Here is a 15634-nt window from a genome sequence, read left to right on the forward strand (position 1 = left end):
CTGCCTACCATCGTCCCGAAACCAACGAAGCGGATGCGCGGCATCACCGCCGCGACACCCGCAAGGAGACAACGCCATGCGCCGCCTGCCCCTCTTCCTCGCCTGCCTTGCCATGCTGCCTGCCGCCGCCTCGGCGGCCGGCTCGGCCTACCCCGATCACCCCATCACCATCGTCGTCTCCTCTCCGGCCGGATCGACGCCCGACACGGGCACGCGGGCCATTGCGCAATCCATGGCGCGGGTCCTGGGCCAGCCCGTCGTGGTGGAAAACCGGCCTGGCGCGAACGGGCAGATCGCCGCCCAGGAGGTGCTGAAGAATCCCGCCGACGGCTACACCATCCTGGTCGCCGCCGGCAGCACCATGGCGATCAACCCGCACATCTATCCTAACCAGGCTGTCAACGTCCTCAGGGACTTGGCGGCAGTCGGAAAAATCTATTCGACGGATTTCTTCCTGATCGTGCGCAGCGACAGCGGCATCGAATCCATGGCGGCCCTTGTCGCCAGGGCCAGGCAGAAGCCAGGCGCCTTGGTCGCCGCCAACAGCGGTCCCGGCAGTGCCGCGCAACTGGCCACCGAAGTCCTGAAGGATCGGACCGGCACGGACATCTACCAGGTTCCCTTCAACGGCAGCCCCGCCGCGGCGCTAGGCGTGGCCGCGGGCAACGCGGACATGCTGATAGAAACCCAGGCGGTGACGGAGCCCTTCGTCTCGTCGGGCAAGGTGCGCCGCCTGGCGACGACGGGACGCGAGCGCAATCCCGCCTATCCGGATATTCCCACCATGGCGCAGGCCGGCATCCCCGGCATGGAAATCTCGTCCTGGGGCGGTGTCTTCGCAAGAACGCAGGTTCCCCGGGACCGCATCGAGAAGTTGAACGCGGCCATGAACCAGGCGCTGGGGGAACCGGGTGTGCGCAAGGTGCTGCTGGGAGCCGGCCTGGCGCCCGGCGGGGGATCCAGCGGGGCATTCCAGGAAGAGTGGCAGGCACAGTCCCGCCTCTGGGCCGAGGTCGTTGCCCGTTCTCCCGGCTTGACCAATCACTGACCCGCCGATCCGTCGCGCCGCCTCGTTGTCCCGCTATCGCGGCCTGCCCCCAAGTCCCGCCCTCCCATCGCATCACATCATGACTGTCTCGCACATCGCCCGTATCGACGCCTACGTCCTGCAGGATGACAAGCCCGCCGCCGTACGGGCCTCCTTCGGCACATTCACGCAGCGCACGGCCGTGCTGCTGAAAGTACAGGATCAATTCGGCCATCATGGCTGGGGTGAGATATGGAGCGGCTACCCGGCCTTCGGCGCCTACCATCGCGCCGCCATGATCGAACAACTGGTCGGCCCCATGGCGCTGGGACGCGCGCTCGTGGACATTCCCGCGCTCCAGGAAGAATGGGAAACCGCCCTGCTGCCCATGCTGCGGCTGGCCGGCGAGCCCGGTCCCATCGCCCAGGTGCTGGCGGGACTGGATTGCGCCCTGTGGGATCTCGCGGCCCGTGTGCAAGGCGTCCCGCTATACGAGTTGCTGGGCGGCGCAGCGCGCCCCTTACGTGCCTATGCCAGCGGCGTCTCCCCCAGCCTCTCGCGCGCGCAGCTCGACCAGTTGCGCGCCCAGGGCTTTGGCGCCTTCAAGTTCAAGGCGGGCTTCCCGGAAGATAGCGCCCTGGACGACCTGCAACGGACCGTCGCCATGCTGGCCGGCGATGAAATCGCCATGATCGATGCGAACTGCGGGTGGAATCCCGATCAGGCGCATCGGGCGCTCGCGCGGATTCGTTCCCTGCCGCTGCAATGGACGGAAGAACCCATCGGCTGCGAGCGCAGCCCGACGGAATGGCGCGCACTGCGCGCCGCCTCGGCCCACCCTTTCGCGGGCGGCGAAAACCTGCTGGGTCTGGCCGCATTCCGTGCCGCCTACGAATGGCTGGACGTCATCCAGCCCGACCTGGGCAAATGGGGAGGCGTCAGCCGCGTACTGCCCTTGGCGAAGGAGGTATTGGATCGCGGTCTGCGCTACTGCCCGCATGCGTTCGGCACCAATGTCGGACTGGCGCTGGCTGCCCACGTGCTGTGCGCCGCCGGCGGCGACGGCATACTCGAAATGGACGCCAACCCCAATCCGCTACGGATCCTCAGCGGCGCCTTCGTCACGCCGGAGCAAGGCTGCCTCATCCCCCCGCCCAGGCCCGGCATAGGCGTGGACCCGGACGAACGGGCCATGGGAGCCTACTTGCGCCACCATGCCGTCGCGGCCCGCGGATCCTGATGCGGTGCTTGGCGCGGCGCGGCGGCAAGCACCGCATGCCGCGGGTCGCGCCTGCTGCCGGGGCCGGCCGGCCGCCTAGGCCACCACCGCCGACCACACGGTGTGCCGCGCCAACGCTGCCTCGTCGGGGACGAAACCCAAACCCGGGACGCTCGGCAAGGTCATCTTGCCGCTGCGCGCATCGAAGGCCGGATTCACTGCCGGCGCCTGCAAGGTGATATAGGGCGTCTCAAGCAGCATCGACCGCGGATCGGCGGCGATCAGATGGGCCGTGGCCAGGTACCCTGGTCCCCAGAAATAGCAGTGCGGCGCCACCCGCACGGTGTAGCTCTCGGCCAGCGCATAGACCTTGCGCATGGCGGTGATGCCGCCGGCCTTGATGACGCTGGGCTGCACCACATCGACGGCGCGCGCTTCGAACAGCCGCTTGAAGTCGTGCAGCGTCGTCACATTCTCGCCGGCCGCGATCGGCACCCCTTCCTGCCGCAGGCGCGCCATGCCGTCGTAGTCCTCGGGCGGCCAGACCGGTTCCTCCAGCCACTCGAAATCCTCGGCGGCGATCCGGCGCGCCATCGTGCGCGCCTCTTCCACTGTCCAAGGGCAGTTCACGTCCAGCGCCACCCTGGCCCGGTCGCCGGCCGCCGCGCGCGCGGCCAGGAAGGCCGGCAAGGTGGATTCGTGCAACTTGATCATGGCGAAGCCCGCCTCGGCCGCCTTCGCCGTATTGGCTGCAACGACATCGGTATCGCCGCCGTAGCGCGCGAAGCTGGCGTAGCGCTGGATCTCCTGCCGGTTGCCGCCCAGCAGGCGGTACAGCGGCAGGCCGGCCCGCTGCGCGGCGACATCCCACAGGGCGATATCGATGGCCGACAAGGCGTAGCGCACCGGGCCGTTGCGGCCGAAGCCATAGAACGCGCGCTCCGCCTGGTCCATCACGGTGGCGATCGCGCTGCCGTCCTTGCCGATGAACCAGGGCGCGACGAGGTTTTCAAGGATCGCCGCGGTGCCCGCATTGGAGAAATGACCGAAGGCCTCCCCCCAGCCGCACGCCCCGTCGCGGAAGTGGACGCGAACGATCAACGCTTCCATCCGCGTCCAGGGTGCCAGGCCGGGCCTCAAGCCGTTGCGCGGACCGTCGATTTCAAAGGGGACCGAAACGCGGGCAAGCTCTATGCGTTCGATGGTGTTCGGCATGGCGGCGATTTTCCGAATGAAGATGACGGTAGAAACAGGGGATGCAGCGATCGCGATCTATTGCAGGTGGATGCCGGCGTCGTGGATCACCTTGCGCCACTTTTCATTCTCGCGCCGGATCATGTCGGTGAACATGGCGCGCGACATGCCGTCCGGCGTGAAGGCCATCGCCTTGAGCTGTGCGCTGACCTCCGGGTCCGCGAGCGCGGCGACCACTTTTTCGTTGAGATAGTCGAGCACCGGGACCGGCGTGCCGGCTGGCGCGGCCAGCCCCATCCAGCCCACGGCGTCGAAGCCAGGCAAGCCGGACTCCGCCACCGTCGGCACGTCCGGCAACAGCGGCGACCTTTGCGCGGACGAGATGGCCAGCGCGGTGTACTTGCCGGAATTGACGTTGGCCACCACGGCAGGAATCGCATCAAACATCACGCTAACGGTGCCGGCGAGCAGGGCCGAGGCGGATTCCGCGCCCCCTTTGTAGGGAATATGCACGAGATCGATGCCGGCGCGCGACTTGAACAACTCCATCGTGATGTGCTGGTTCGATCCGGACCCGGCCGACGCGAAGTTGATCGTGCCGGGCGCCGCCTTCGCCTTGGCGATCAGGTCCTGCATGGAACGGTAGCCGGCTGCGGGATTGGCCACCAGCACCGTCGGGGTCAGTGCTATGTCGGTGATCGGCGCAAGGTCCTTGATGGGCGAGTACGCCAGGCGCGGATACAGGTAAGGCGCCTGCGACAGGGGGCCGATGGTCGCTACGACCAGCGTGTAGCCGTCCGGCGCGGCCTTGGCTGTCATGGCGACGCCCAGTGTTCCACCGGCGCCGGGACGGTTCTCGACCACGAACGTGCCGCCGGTCGTCTTGTTCAGTTTTTCCGCAAGCACCCGTGCAACCAGGTCCGAAGCCTGTCCGGGCGCGAACGGAACGATCAGGCGCACCGGCTTGTCGGGATAGGCGGCACCAGCCGGTCCGCACGCCAGCATTGCCGCGAACAAGGATGCGACCGCGGCAAGATTGCGCAGGCGGATGAACATGGAGCCTCCTCGACATGGTGGGTCGCGGACGATGCATGGTCGACCGCTTGCCCGCACTGTAGCGGGCACGGACGTGCGGCGCATATCGAATTGTCGGCCCCGGAGTTGAGCAAATGCTCAACCCTGGCCGGGCCGCGCGCCGCGATGGCGGCGCACCAGTTCAGCGAGCAGGGCCTGGGTATCGTCACGGCCGGCCTCGGCGCGCCGTATCAGGCCGATCGGCGCCTCCAGCATGGCGGTATCCAGGGGCAGGATATGCAGGGGCCCGACCAGGTCCTGCGCGAGCAGGAAGCTGTGCGACGCGATCCACACCGCCTTGTGGCGCAGCGTGAACGCGCGGGCAAAGTTCAGATCCAGGATCTCGATGACACGCGGCGGCTCGCCGATGCCGTTGGCCAGGAATAGCCGGCGCACTTCGTCCCACACCACCGTCTGCTTGGGCGGGGTGATCAACGTGTGGGCCATCAGGTCCCGCATGCCAAGGCGCTTGCGTCGCGCCAGCGGGTGGTTCCTGGCGACGGCGAATACATACTGGTCCAGCATGATCTGTTCGAACGACAGGCCGGCCATATCCTCGGAGGGCGGCAGGCGGCCGACGATCACGTCGACCTTGCCCTGGCGCAGGTCCTCCAGCAGCGTATCCTTGGGGCCGACGATGACTTCCACCAGGCAGCGAGGGAAATGCTCCACGAAATGCTGCAACACCGTGGGCAGGTAGATCGCCGAGGCAATGGGCATGGCGCCCATCCGCAGCGTGGCCTGGCGCCGGTTGCCGCAGTTGCCGGCCTGGTCCGCCGCGGCTTGCAGCCCTTGCAGGATCTCGCGGGCCCGCTGCCCGAACGCCGCGCCCACGGCGGTCGGGCGCATGCCAGTGCGCAGGCGTTCGAACAGTTGCGCCCCGAGGATCTCCTCCAATTCGCCGATGGTCTTGGAAACCGCGGACTCGGTAACATGCAGCCTGGCCGCGGCGGCCCCCAGACTGCCGCCCTCGACGACTTCCAGGAAGCATGAAAGATGACGCAGCTTCAGCCTGGCCGCCAGCGCGGGCGACAACAGCGGTCGACGGGCGCCGCCGGCGTCAATACGGGCGGGTTGGCGTGGGGGCATGGCCTGTCGATCTCCAAGGTCGGGGCACGATGGCAAGTGTGACGCATCGCCTGGAAATCCGCTTCACATTTTCTCGACAGCGCATGACGTAAACTCCCGCGGGAACGCGCCCCCCCTCCGCGTCGCCCAGGCAAGGAAGATCTCCCACATGGATTTGCACTTTCTACAGATTTTGATACTGGCCGTCGTCCAAGGCGCCGCCGAGCTGCTGCCGGTTTCCAGTTCGGCGCATGTGATCCTGGCCGAAAAGCTGATGGGGCTGGACCCCACCACGCCCGAGATGACCATGCTGCTGGTCATGCTGCACACCGGCACCATGTTCGCGGCCATCGTCTACTTCTGGAAGGCCTGGGTGGCCACGTACTTCTCTTCCTGGTCCGCCTTCCGCACCAATGCGCTACGCATCGTGGCAGCCACCGCGGCGACCGGCGTGGTGGGACTGGCGCTGCTGTTCGCCATCAAGCGGCTGGTCTTCGGGCACGCCTCCAGCTTCGAGATCGAGCACCTGTTCGGCAATGCCACCCTGATGGCGGCGGCGCTGGCCGCGGCGGGCGTCCTCATCATCGTGGCGGCACGCATCCCCGTACGCGAAGGCGACCTCACCCTGCGCCACGGCGTCATCATCGGCGCCGTGCAGGGCCTGTGCCTGCCCTTTCGCGGCTTCTCGCGCTCGGGCGCGACGATCTCCACCGGCCTGGCCCTGGGCGTCTCGCGCCGCCGCGCGGAGGAATTCAGCTTCGCCCTTGCCGTGGTGCTGACGCCGCCGGTCATCGTGAAGGAAGCCTGGCGCCTGTACCAGGCCGCGCACGCCAATGCGGCGGGCGGAGGCCAGGCCGTCAACTACGCGCAGCTGCTCGGCCCCAGCCTGCTGGGCATGGTGTTCAGCTTCCTGGCCGGCCTGCTGGCGCTGCGCTGGCTGTCGAAATGGCTGGAGCAAGGCCGCTGGCACTTCTTCGGCATCTACTGCCTGGTGGCGGCCTGCGTGGTGCTGGCGGTGGGCTAGTGGCCTAAGCGTCTGCCATCGACCGCAACGCTACGCTCTCTATCCCTATACCCCTCTCATGACGACCCTGATGCCCATCCGGCCTTCTGGCGCAGACGCAGATGGCGATGGGCTCCAGCTTGTCCAGCATCCACGTGGTGGGTTGCGCTTCGCGGGCCGTCTCGGAGTCGGCGCGCTCGACCTTGAAATACTGTTCGCGGGTGCCGGCATCGCTGTATTCGACGAGCACTTCGTCCGCGCCCATATCGAAGTGCTTGTGCACGAGATGCAGCGCGAATCGGTCCAGCTTTCCGTGCCTGGCGAGTGCCGCGCGCACATCGCGCATGCAGACCAGATCCGCTTCAGAGACCGGTTCGCAATCGTGCAGATCCTGGATTCTGGCCCACTGCATGGGCCGCAATACGACTTGAGACATGGCGTTCTCCGGTAGTGTCGCTATAGATGTCGCTTCAGGGAGCGGCTGCCGCTAGCCGACGCCTTTCGTCCGGCCAGGCGTGCCGCGCAACCAAATTTACGGCAAGGCCCTGGTCCCGCCATCTCCCAAACAGGAGAGATCGACGCGCTGCCTCCCGCGTCGAGATCCTTCAGCGCCTATTCTCAGCCGACGGCCGCCGGCGCGCATGCTCGTCCTTTTGGCGACCACCGTATGACCGAGCCGCAGGCGCCCCCGGGGGAGCCATGCGCGCCGGCCGGTGTTCTCGCGGCTCGACGCATCTGGACCATTCCTTTCCCATGCCTTACAGTCCGCCGCAGGGATAGCGAAAGGGGAAAGCGTATGCGCAATCGCGATGAAAACGCGGATAGGCTGGCCCCCCTGCTCGACCTCCTCTACGACGCCGCGGTCGATGATGGCAAATGGCGCGACATCGCCGGCGCCATCGCCGCCACCTTCTCTTCGTCGAGCGCCGTGCTCAAGACCTGCGGAGGCGCCCGGGAACCGCAACTCGAAAGCGTCACGGACAACCTGCGCATCGCGCCCGGCGAACGTGCCTGGGCCGACTATTGGCACCAGAACGACCTATGGGTGGAGCGTTCCGCGCAATTGAAGATGGGCGACGTCTTCACCAGCCAACGCCTGCTGACCGACGTGCAGTTCGAACGCACGGGCTTCTACCAGGACTGGACCCGCAAACTCGACATCTATCACATGGTGGGCGTCCTGTTCCCCGTCGGCAAGGGCGAGATCGGCGTCCTGGGCGTGCACCGCGCCAAGGACGCCGGCCCTTACGGCGCGGCGGATCGCCACCGGCTCGAAGCGCTGTACCTGCATGTACGGCGTGCGCTGGGAATGCGTCATCGCCTGCACGAGATCGCGCTCGCGCACCATGCCGCCGTCGATGCGCTGGAACGGCTCGACACCGGCGTCATGGTCGTCGATGCATCTTGCACGGTGCTGTACGCGAATCGCGCCGCGGAAGGCCTGCTGCGCGCCGCCCAGGGGCACCGGGCGCGGGATCGCCGGTTCTGCCTGGACGACCCCGCATTGAACGCGCGCCTCGCCAAGTCCGTGCGGGAGGCCGCGCGGATCGCGGAAGGCCAATACCACCAATACCCGCGCCCCGGCACGGCAATCGCCGTGCCGCGAACCGGCCGGCTGCCGATCACGCTCATCGTGTCGCCATGGAAAGCGGAATGGGCGCCGGCCGACGTGGCGCGGCCGGCCGCCATGATCTTCCTGCGAGACCCCGAAACGTCCGCGCCGACCGCCGCCCAGACCTCGATGGAGCTGTTCGGCATGACGCGCGCGGAGGCTACCGTCGCCATCGCCATCAGCCAGGGCGCTTCGCTCGAATCGATCGCCGCCTCGCTGGGCGTGCGCCTGGGCACCGTGCCCACACATTTGAAAAAGGCCTTGTTGAAGACCGGCACGCAGCGGCAAGGCGCGCTCGCCGCGCTGGTGGCGCGCAGCGTCGCGGGCATTTCAACGCCGCGCTAGGCCCGCACGGTGGATGCCGACTTGATGACCATGGCCTGTAAATCGACCAGAGGCACCGGCGGGCTGAACAGGTAGCCCTGGTACAGGTCGCAGCCATAGCTGCCCAGGAACTCGCGCTGGGCCTCCGTTTCCACGCCCTCGGCGATCACTTCCAATTCCAGCGTGCGCGCCATGCCGATGATGGTCTGCACGATGGCGTCGTCGCCGGCGCGCACGCCCAGGTTGCGCACGAAGGACTGGTCGATCTTCAACTGGTGCAGGGGCAGCCGCGTCAAATAGGCCAGCGACGAATAGCCGGTGCCGAAGTCGTCCACCGAAAAACGTACGCCCTGGGTCCGCAGCAAGTACATCTTGGCGATGGAATCGTCCACGTGGTCGATCATCAGCGACTCGGTCAGCTCCAGCTTCAGCAGATGGGCCGGCGCCCCCGCCTCACGGATCTCGCGGATGACGATGTCGGCGAAGTCGCTCTGGCGAAACTGGCGGGCGCTGACATTGATCGACAGCTGCAAGCCGGCACAGGCCGGCTCGTGCTGCCATCGTGCCAGCTGCCGGCAGGCGGTGCGCAATACCCACAGTCCCAGCGGCACGATCAGGCCGCAATCCTCCGCCACCGCGATGAACTCGCCGGGCGCGATCAAGCCCCGTTGCGGATGACGCCAGCGCAACAGCGCCTCGGCGCCCACGATGCGGTGGTCCGCCGTGACCTGGATCTGGTAGTAAAGCGTGAACTGCTCCTCGGCCAGCGCGGTCTGCAGCTCGCTTTCCCACAACGCCCGCTGGTTGATGGCGGCCTGCATCTGCGGGTCGAAGAAGCACAGCGCGTTGCCGCGCGCCGACTTGGCCTGGTACATGGCGATATCGGCCTGCCGCAGCAGCTCGGGGGCCGTCTCCGGCCCCTGGCCGAACAGCGTGGCGCCGATGCTGCATACGCCCCGGTAGGCCTGGCCGCGCAGACTGTACGGCAGGTTCAGGCTATGCAGGATCTTCTCGCCCATCTGCTGGACCTGGGCGACGGCCTCCACGCTGTCCGTACCCAGGGAGGTCAGCACCACCACGAATTCGTCGCCGCCCAGGCGCGCCACCGTGTCGCTGGCGCGCACGGCGCCCTTCAAGCGTTCACCGACCAGTTGCAGCAATTGGTCGCCCACCTCATGGCCGCGCGTGTCGTTGATCAACTTGAATTGATCCAGGTCCAGGAACAGCAAGGCGCCCAGGCTGCCGGAGCGCCCCGCCTGCGCCACGGCCTGTGTCAACCGGTCCAGCAGCAGGCGCCGGTTCGGCAACGCGGTCAGGGGATCGTAGAACGCCAGGGACTCGGCCTCCTCGCTGGCGCGGCGCAGGGCCGTGACGTCATGGCACGTGAGCACCAGGCCGCCGCCGGGGATGGCGCGCTCGGTGATCAGGATGGTCATGCCCATGGGCAATCGCTGTTCGTGCGTATCCGTGGGACCGGCCTGCCGCTGCATGCGTCGCCGCACCCAATCGTTCACGGCCTCTTCGCTACCATGGGGCAAGTACTGGCGGGCCGTGCATTCCAGCAAGGCGCGAAACGGCACGCCAGGCGCGAGCACCGGCTTGAGCCAATAGCAGACTTCCTCGTAGCGCTGGTTCCACTGCACCACGCGATGCTCGGCGTCGAGCACCAGGAAGCCGCTGACCATGGATGCCAGCGCCTGGTCCAGCGTGGCCTTGGCTTCGGCCGTGGCCCGCCGCGCCGCATTGATGCGGATGAGATACGACTGCACCAGGGCGCCGGTAACCACCAGCATGGCGGACAGCAGCACCGCCGCCGCGATGACGCTGTACCGCACGGCACGCGCGTCCTCCAGCGCAATCGCCTTGGGCAGGCTAGCCGAGATCCACAAGTCCTGGTAGACGGTGGGATGCGCCACGACCAGCGAACGCTGGCGGCTCAGCCGCGCACGCTCGGACCAGTCGGCGTGCTCGCTCAGGCTGGGTAGCGGCGGCGCCAGCTTGACGTCGTCGGCATCGGCCAGCACGGGCATGCTGAGCAGCAGCTCGCCGCCGCGGCGTTCCAGTGTGACCTCCAGCCCCGGAATATCCACGCTTTGCATCAGCACGGGCATCAGCATGGACACGGGCACCTGCGCCACGGCCACCAGCCGCCTGCCTTCGCCCACGGACAACTGGCGCGCCAGATAAAGCACGCGCTCGGAACTGGTGAAGCTCACGGACGGACGGCTCACGGCCAGCATGGAGATGGGCTGGTCGAGCACCATCCGCAAAAAGCCCGGCGGCAATTCCACGGCCAGGTTGTCGCCCGCGGGGTCGGATGACGTCAGCACCTTGCCCGACACATCGACGATAGCCACGTAACGCACCAGCAGGTTCTGCTGGGCGACGCCGCGCAGCAGTTGGCTGGCCTTGGACTCGTCCAGCGGCGCACCCTGCCCGGACGACAGGCCCAGCAGTTCGTCGGTGCTGGCGAGCAACACGTCGAAACTCAGCAGCATGCGGTTCATGGCCGCGCCGGCGCCCGACGAGAAATGCCGCACCTGGGTCTCGGCCTCGTCCAGCGTGCGCTCGTTCACGCTCCAGTTCAGCGTCACGGTGGCCGACGCCAGCGCCGCCAGGAATACCGTCACGAGCACCCAAGTGGTAAGCCGGATCCTGGTAGGCGTCGCCATTCTGGCCGTCATCGAAGGGTTGGAACGTCGATGCCGCTCACCGGGCCCACCGTCTGGCGCCAGATGTTCGCGCAATCCACGCGGCAACGCTGCAGCCAGTTGCGCAGCACCACCGTTTCAAAAACCTCGCGGCGCAAAGGCTCGTCCTCCGGCGATATGGGCACCACGGTCATGTGGCCTTGATTGTCGGCATGACACCCCGGCGCGCCGCTGTTGCAGGCCACGCCCTCGACGGAGTCCCGTTCGGACGCGGCCCAGATCGTGGCTTCCAGCTTCGATAGCTCGCTGCGCAGCAGCGTGCGCAGGTCCGCCGGCAATGCGCGCCACGCCGACTTGTTGGCGCCGAACACGGCCATCCCCCAATTGAGGGACAAGGGATAGAGATACTGCGTGACGCGATAAAGGCCGAGCGTGTAGCCTGACATGGTGCCCGTGACGGCGCAGTCGGTATTGCCCGACTCCAGGCTTTGGTAGACCTGCGCGAAGCTGGTGTGCACCGGGGTGGCGCCCAGCGCCCCGATGAAATCGGCCTGCCCCGCCGACGACACGCGCACGCGCCGTCCCGCGATATCTGCCAGTCGTGTCAGCGGCTGCTTGCAGAAGAGAACCTGGGCCGGATAGACATAGACGGCCAGGGGCTCGATGCCATGCTGCTCGCGCAGCGACTGTTCAAGATAGGGTCGAAAGGCAGCCAGGCTGGCGCGCAGGCTGGTCATGTCGGGATTCAGGCCCGGCAGGTCGGCCACGGTGTACTGGGGGTACTGCGCCACCAGCGTCGTCATGAGCACCGTGCCGAAGGGCACCACGCCCAGCTGCATGAGACGCAGCATTTCCGACCCCGGCACGCCCGAGCGGTCGAAGGGCACGATGTCGGCGGCATAGCGGCCATCGGAAAGGCGTTCGAGCTCGTGATTCCAGAATGGCTCTTCGTACTGGGGGTATTGATTGCCGCTGGCCAGGCCGCCCACGATGCGCAACCGGTATGGCTCGCCTGCCAGCGCCACGCCGCACGCTCCTATCGCGGCGGCGCAGGCCAGGATGCGAATGAAAACACGCAATAACATCATCAAGGCATGGAGCTCCGGTCTTCCACGTAGTCACTTCGATTGCCGGCGCGACAACAGCAAGAACCGGCACTGCACCAAGACGACGCCAGGCGAAAATTATACGTAAATGTTGGAGTATCGGCCGTCGTGCAAGCCGCCTGGCGATGTATTCCCGCAAAGAAATCCGCCTATTTGCATAGTCGACCGGAAGCAAGCCGCTGGGGACCCTGCCCCGCCAGGGGCGGATGCGATCCCGCGGCCCTACCTCGGCTGGTCCGGCAGATAGGGGAGCAGCGCGTCCACGGTGTTCATTACATGTCGGCGCATGGCGGCCTCGCAGGCACCGGGGTCCCCGGTCTCCAATGCCGCGACGAGCTCCTCGTGCGCCTCGCGCATGCGTGGCACGCGGCCTGGTTGGGTCGCCCACATACGCATATACGGCTCCATCAGGGAGTGCAGGTCGGCCAGTTGCGCAAGGAGGCGTGGTTGCTGGCAGAAGCCGCACAGGTACTCATGGAATTCCCGATGCGCTGTCGTCCAGTCGAGATAGTCGCCACTGCCCTTGTCGATGTGGTCGATCATCCCCGCCAGGCGGCGCAGGTGGCTCGACTCCATGTTGCGGACGGCGTTGCGCACCGCAAGGCCTTCCAGTACCGCCCGGATCTCGAAGACTTCGAGCAATTCCCGCGCGTTCAGGCTGCGCACCACGGCGCCCCGGTTGGCGCGCATGTCCAGCAGGCCTTCCGATGCCAGGCGTAGCAAGGCGCTACGTACCGGCATGCGGCTCGTGCCGATCCGGGCAGCGATGGCCTCCGTGACCACGCGCTGGCCCGGCAGCAGGCGCCCCTGACGGATCTCCTGCTGGACATATTGATAGGCCTCTTCCTCGGCCGAAACTGCCACCTTGTTATACGCCATGCCCTAGCCGTCGTTGTGTGGGATATCTCGTGGCCAAGGTGCGAGGATACTGCACACCTCAGTCCCGGAGCCGGATACTTAAAGATTTTGGATCCAATTATCCACTAATGCAAACCCTTATGGTGCAGTGCGGAAAGAAAGTATCAAATGAAGGCTCCGCGCTCCTGCCTATGGAGGAGCGCCAGACACGTTGAACCAAGGGAAGTTGCATGAAACGTCTATTCAAAACCTTGCTGGGCTTGGCCGCCCTGACAGTGGCCGCCAGCGGCTCAGCCCACGCCGAGGACGTGGGCTCATGGCCCCAGCGTCCCGTCAAGATCGTCGTACCGTTCCAGGCCGGATCCGCGACAGACTTGATTTCGCGGCAACTGGGCATGGCGCTGAGCGTTGAACTGGGCCAGCCTTTCGTGGTGGAAGCCCGCCCTGGCGCGGCCGCGGCGATAGGCGCGACGGTGGTGGCGCGCGCCGAGCCCGACGGCTATACCTTGCTGATGGGAGGACCGGCCGCGCTGGTCACCAATCGCTTCATGCAGAAGAACCTCAGCTATGAACCCGACAAGTTCGAACTGATCTCCATGGTCGCCATCACGCCGAACGTGCTGCTCACCACGCCGAACCAGCCCTTCAAGACGCTGCCCGAAATGGTCGCCTATGCCAAGGCGCATCCGGGGGTCCTCACGTACGCCTCCTTCGGCACGGGCACCACGTCCCACCTGGCGGGCGAACTGCTGAAGAAAACAGCCGGTATCGATATCGTGCATGTGCCGTACAAAGGCGCCGGCGAGGCCATCCCGGCCTTGCTGGGAGGTCAGGTCACGATGTACTTCGATACCATCATGACGGGCCTGCCGCAGGTCAAGACCGGCGCGCTTGTCGCCCTGGGCATGTCCAACGCCAAGCGGTCCGCACTGGCGCCCAGCATTCCCACCATCGCCGAGCAAGGCTATCCCGGGTATGACATCGCTCCGTGGTACGGTCTGGTGGCGCCGCATGGAACGCCGCAGGCCATCGTGGACAAGCTGAACGCGGCCGTGAACAAAGCGTTGACCGATCCCAAACTGCGCGACAAGCTGGCCGAGGCGGGCGCGGAGCCCCAAGGCGGCACGCGCGCGGAATTCGCTGCCTATATCAAAAGCGAAATTCCTCGCACCGAGCAGTTGATCAAGCAGTCGGGCGTGACGATGCAGTAGGCGCCGAGTGGCTGACCGGCCGGTCCGGTCCTCGCCCCTGGTCACATGCCTTCGTCAGTGCAATATCCGTTTCCACCGCCGGGATTCTTGGGCAAGCAGATCTTCCAGGTTTTCCGGCGTGTTGTTTTGCAGCTTGACCATGTAGCCCAGGTCGGTGAGCTGTTTGCGCAGCTTGGCGTCGGCCAGGACCTTGTTGATGGAGCGATTGAGGCGGGAGATCACGTTCGAGGGGGTCTCGGCTGGCACGAAGAGGGCTGAATCGCTGCTTTGGAGGGACGGGGCCGGATAGCCAAGCTCCTCTATGGACGGTGTGTCCGGCAGTTGCGGCACCCTGTGGGGCGTAAGAACGGCGACTACTTTTACGCGATTGCTGCGGATGAGGGCCAATGCCGAGGGCGCCGTCGTGATCATCAGATCGGCCCGCTCTCCCAGGATATCGGCTAGCGCGGGTGCAGCGCCCTGGTGAGGGATGTGATGCAACGTCACGCCCGCGGCTTCCTGGAATGCTTCGCCGAGGACATGCCCAACGGAATTCACGCCGGGCGACACCATATTGAACCCGCCCGGGTTGGCCTTGGCCAACTGAATGAACTCCGGCAGTGTGCTGGCTTTTACGTGGTTTCCAATGATCATGACGCAGGGAGCGACGGCGACCCTGCCCACGGGAGCCAGAGCCTCAGCAAAATCGAGCGCCGGTTCCTCTTGCGCTGCCAAGTAAAGCATGACCGCGCTTGAACCGAGGTACACGGTGTAGCCATCTGGCGCGGCCCGCGCAACGGCCAAGGCGGCAATACTTCCAGTGGCGCCCGGACGGCTTTCGACTATGACCGGCTGGCCCAGTTCCTCCGCCATGGCTTGTGCCACATGCCTGCCTAGTATGTCGACCATACCGCCGGGGGGAAAGCCAACGACTAGCGTAATAGGACGATCTGGATACACCTTGACCTCTTTAGCGTAAGCCTTGGCAGGCATGGCAAATTTCAGGGCGCCGCTGACAGCGATCAATGTGCCCATAATCGTTTTCCAATAGCTCATCATCGATCTCCACCGAGCCATCGTTGATGTGCGATCGCCGGTTGTTTCTTGAATGACGGGCATTGGTGCGTGAGGGGCTGGCGATGGTTCCGTCCATCGGACGGTCCCGTGACGGCCGGGTTCACGAAGAAGACGTTGGAACGTACCGCGTCAATCACGCTATGCACGCTCGATTTCTGTGCGAAACCTGCTCTCTGATCGCATAGGCCGCTGACCTTGCGGAAAGTGCAGGACCAGTCCGTCGCTCCCAGG

Annotated in this window: 13 protein-coding genes; 5 read left to right on the forward strand and 8 right to left on the reverse strand. The window is 66.1% G+C overall.

Features of this window, described 5'->3' with window-relative positions; translation table 11 throughout:
• Positions 1–76: 76 nt before the first annotated feature.
• Together C7R54_RS03460 and C7R54_RS03465 are read left to right on the forward strand one after the other, a co-directional pair.
• Complete coding sequence (locus C7R54_RS03460) at positions 77–1048, forward strand: Bug family tripartite tricarboxylate transporter substrate binding protein (protein WP_129148772.1); 972 nt, start codon at positions 77–79, stop codon at positions 1046–1048.
• Between the two features lie 79 nt (positions 1049–1127).
• Complete coding sequence (locus tag C7R54_RS03465) at positions 1128–2267, forward strand: mandelate racemase/muconate lactonizing enzyme family protein (protein ID WP_129148773.1); 1140 nt, start codon at positions 1128–1130, stop codon at positions 2265–2267.
• A 75-nt stretch (positions 2268–2342) separates the two neighbouring features.
• Here the strand turns inward: C7R54_RS03465 and C7R54_RS03470 are convergent, their stop codons facing one another.
• The 3 genes from C7R54_RS03470 to C7R54_RS03480 form a co-directional block, all read right to left on the reverse strand.
• On the reverse strand, positions 2343–3461 hold the full coding sequence (locus tag C7R54_RS03470) for a mandelate racemase/muconate lactonizing enzyme family protein (protein WP_129148774.1): 1119 nt from the start codon (positions 3459–3461) through the stop codon (positions 2343–2345).
• A gap of 57 nt (positions 3462–3518) precedes the next feature.
• Positions 3519–4496, reverse strand: a complete 978-nt coding sequence (locus C7R54_RS03475) for a Bug family tripartite tricarboxylate transporter substrate binding protein (protein ID WP_158021140.1) — start codon at positions 4494–4496, stop codon at positions 3519–3521.
• 117 nt (positions 4497–4613) lie between these two features.
• Positions 4614–5603, reverse strand: coding sequence for a LysR substrate-binding domain-containing protein (locus tag C7R54_RS03480; RefSeq protein WP_129148776.1), 990 nt, complete (start codon positions 5601–5603; stop codon positions 4614–4616).
• A 154-nt stretch (positions 5604–5757) separates the two neighbouring features.
• Between C7R54_RS03480 and C7R54_RS03485 the strand changes: the two genes are divergently transcribed.
• A complete protein-coding gene (locus C7R54_RS03485) occupies positions 5758–6606 on the forward strand; it encodes an undecaprenyl-diphosphate phosphatase (protein WP_204524295.1) in 849 nt (282 codons plus the stop codon).
• A gap of 4 nt (positions 6607–6610) precedes the next feature.
• Here C7R54_RS03485 and C7R54_RS03490 read toward each other — a convergent pair whose 3' ends face one another.
• Positions 6611–7021, reverse strand: coding sequence for a hypothetical protein (locus C7R54_RS03490; RefSeq protein ID WP_129148778.1), 411 nt, complete (start codon positions 7019–7021; stop codon positions 6611–6613).
• A gap of 360 nt (positions 7022–7381) precedes the next feature.
• Here C7R54_RS03490 and C7R54_RS03495 point away from each other — a divergent pair, with 360 nt between their 5' ends.
• A complete protein-coding gene (locus C7R54_RS03495) occupies positions 7382–8542 on the forward strand; it encodes a helix-turn-helix transcriptional regulator (RefSeq protein ID WP_129148779.1) in 1161 nt (386 codons plus the stop codon).
• Here the strand turns inward: C7R54_RS03495 and C7R54_RS03500 are convergent.
• The 3 genes from C7R54_RS03500 to C7R54_RS03510 all read right to left on the reverse strand — a co-directional run bounded on the left by C7R54_RS03500 (position 8539) and on the right by C7R54_RS03510 (position 13157).
• Positions 8539–11193, reverse strand: a complete 2655-nt coding sequence (locus C7R54_RS03500) for a bifunctional diguanylate cyclase/phosphodiesterase (RefSeq protein WP_129148780.1) — start codon at positions 11191–11193, stop codon at positions 8539–8541. The genes C7R54_RS03495 and C7R54_RS03500 overlap by 4 nt on opposite strands.
• A gap of 8 nt (positions 11194–11201) precedes the next feature.
• Positions 11202–12260 (reverse strand): TRAP transporter substrate-binding protein, encoded by a 1059-nt coding sequence (locus C7R54_RS03505; protein WP_129148781.1) that lies wholly within the window; start codon positions 12258–12260, stop codon positions 11202–11204.
• A gap of 240 nt (positions 12261–12500) precedes the next feature.
• A complete protein-coding gene (locus C7R54_RS03510; protein ID WP_129148782.1) occupies positions 12501–13157 on the reverse strand; it encodes a GntR family transcriptional regulator in 657 nt (218 codons plus the stop codon).
• A gap of 209 nt (positions 13158–13366) precedes the next feature.
• Here C7R54_RS03510 and C7R54_RS03515 point away from each other — a divergent pair, with 209 nt between their 5' ends.
• On the forward strand, positions 13367–14347 hold the full coding sequence (locus C7R54_RS03515) for a Bug family tripartite tricarboxylate transporter substrate binding protein (RefSeq protein ID WP_129148783.1): 981 nt from the start codon (positions 13367–13369) through the stop codon (positions 14345–14347).
• Between the two features lie 54 nt (positions 14348–14401).
• On the opposite strand, the gene C7R54_RS03520 is transcribed toward C7R54_RS03515, so the two are convergent.
• Positions 14402–15385 (reverse strand): Bug family tripartite tricarboxylate transporter substrate binding protein, encoded by a 984-nt coding sequence (locus C7R54_RS03520; RefSeq protein ID WP_158021141.1) that lies wholly within the window; start codon positions 15383–15385, stop codon positions 14402–14404.
• Between the last annotated feature and the right edge of the window lie 249 nt (positions 15386–15634).

Source organism: Achromobacter aloeverae, assembly GCF_004121055.1.
Classification (GTDB): Bacteria; Pseudomonadota; Gammaproteobacteria; order Burkholderiales; family Burkholderiaceae_B; genus Bordetella_C; species Bordetella_C aloeverae.

Bases quoted from the DNA above. Each gene is read 5' to 3' on its own strand.
- C7R54_RS03480 (WP_129148776.1), bottom strand. From the start codon at position 5,603: ATGCCCCCACGCCAACCCGCCCGTATTGACGCCGGCGGCGCCCGTCGA.
- C7R54_RS03505 (WP_129148781.1), bottom strand. From the start codon at position 12,260: ATGATGTTATTGCGTGTTTTCATTCGCATCCTGGCCTGCGCCGCCGCG.
- C7R54_RS03465 (WP_129148773.1), top strand. From the start codon at position 1,128: ATGACTGTCTCGCACATCGCCCGTATCGACGCCTACGTCCTGCAGGAT.
- C7R54_RS03470 (WP_129148774.1), bottom strand. From the start codon at position 3,461: ATGCCGAACACCATCGAACGCATAGAGCTTGCCCGCGTTTCGGTCCCC.
- C7R54_RS03460 (WP_129148772.1), top strand. From the start codon at position 77: ATGCGCCGCCTGCCCCTCTTCCTCGCCTGCCTTGCCATGCTGCCTGCC.
- C7R54_RS03490 (WP_129148778.1), bottom strand. From the start codon at position 7,021: ATGTCTCAAGTCGTATTGCGGCCCATGCAGTGGGCCAGAATCCAGGAT.
- C7R54_RS03510 (WP_129148782.1), bottom strand. From the start codon at position 13,157: ATGGCGTATAACAAGGTGGCAGTTTCGGCCGAGGAAGAGGCCTATCAA.
- C7R54_RS03500 (WP_129148780.1), bottom strand. From the start codon at position 11,193: ATGGCGACGCCTACCAGGATCCGGCTTACCACTTGGGTGCTCGTGACG.
- C7R54_RS03475 (WP_158021140.1), bottom strand. From the start codon at position 4,496: ATGTTCATCCGCCTGCGCAATCTTGCCGCGGTCGCATCCTTGTTCGCG.
- C7R54_RS03495 (WP_129148779.1), top strand. From the start codon at position 7,382: ATGCGCAATCGCGATGAAAACGCGGATAGGCTGGCCCCCCTGCTCGAC.
- C7R54_RS03520 (WP_158021141.1), bottom strand. From the start codon at position 15,385: ATGATGAGCTATTGGAAAACGATTATGGGCACATTGATCGCTGTCAGC.
- C7R54_RS03515 (WP_129148783.1), top strand. From the start codon at position 13,367: ATGAAACGTCTATTCAAAACCTTGCTGGGCTTGGCCGCCCTGACAGTG.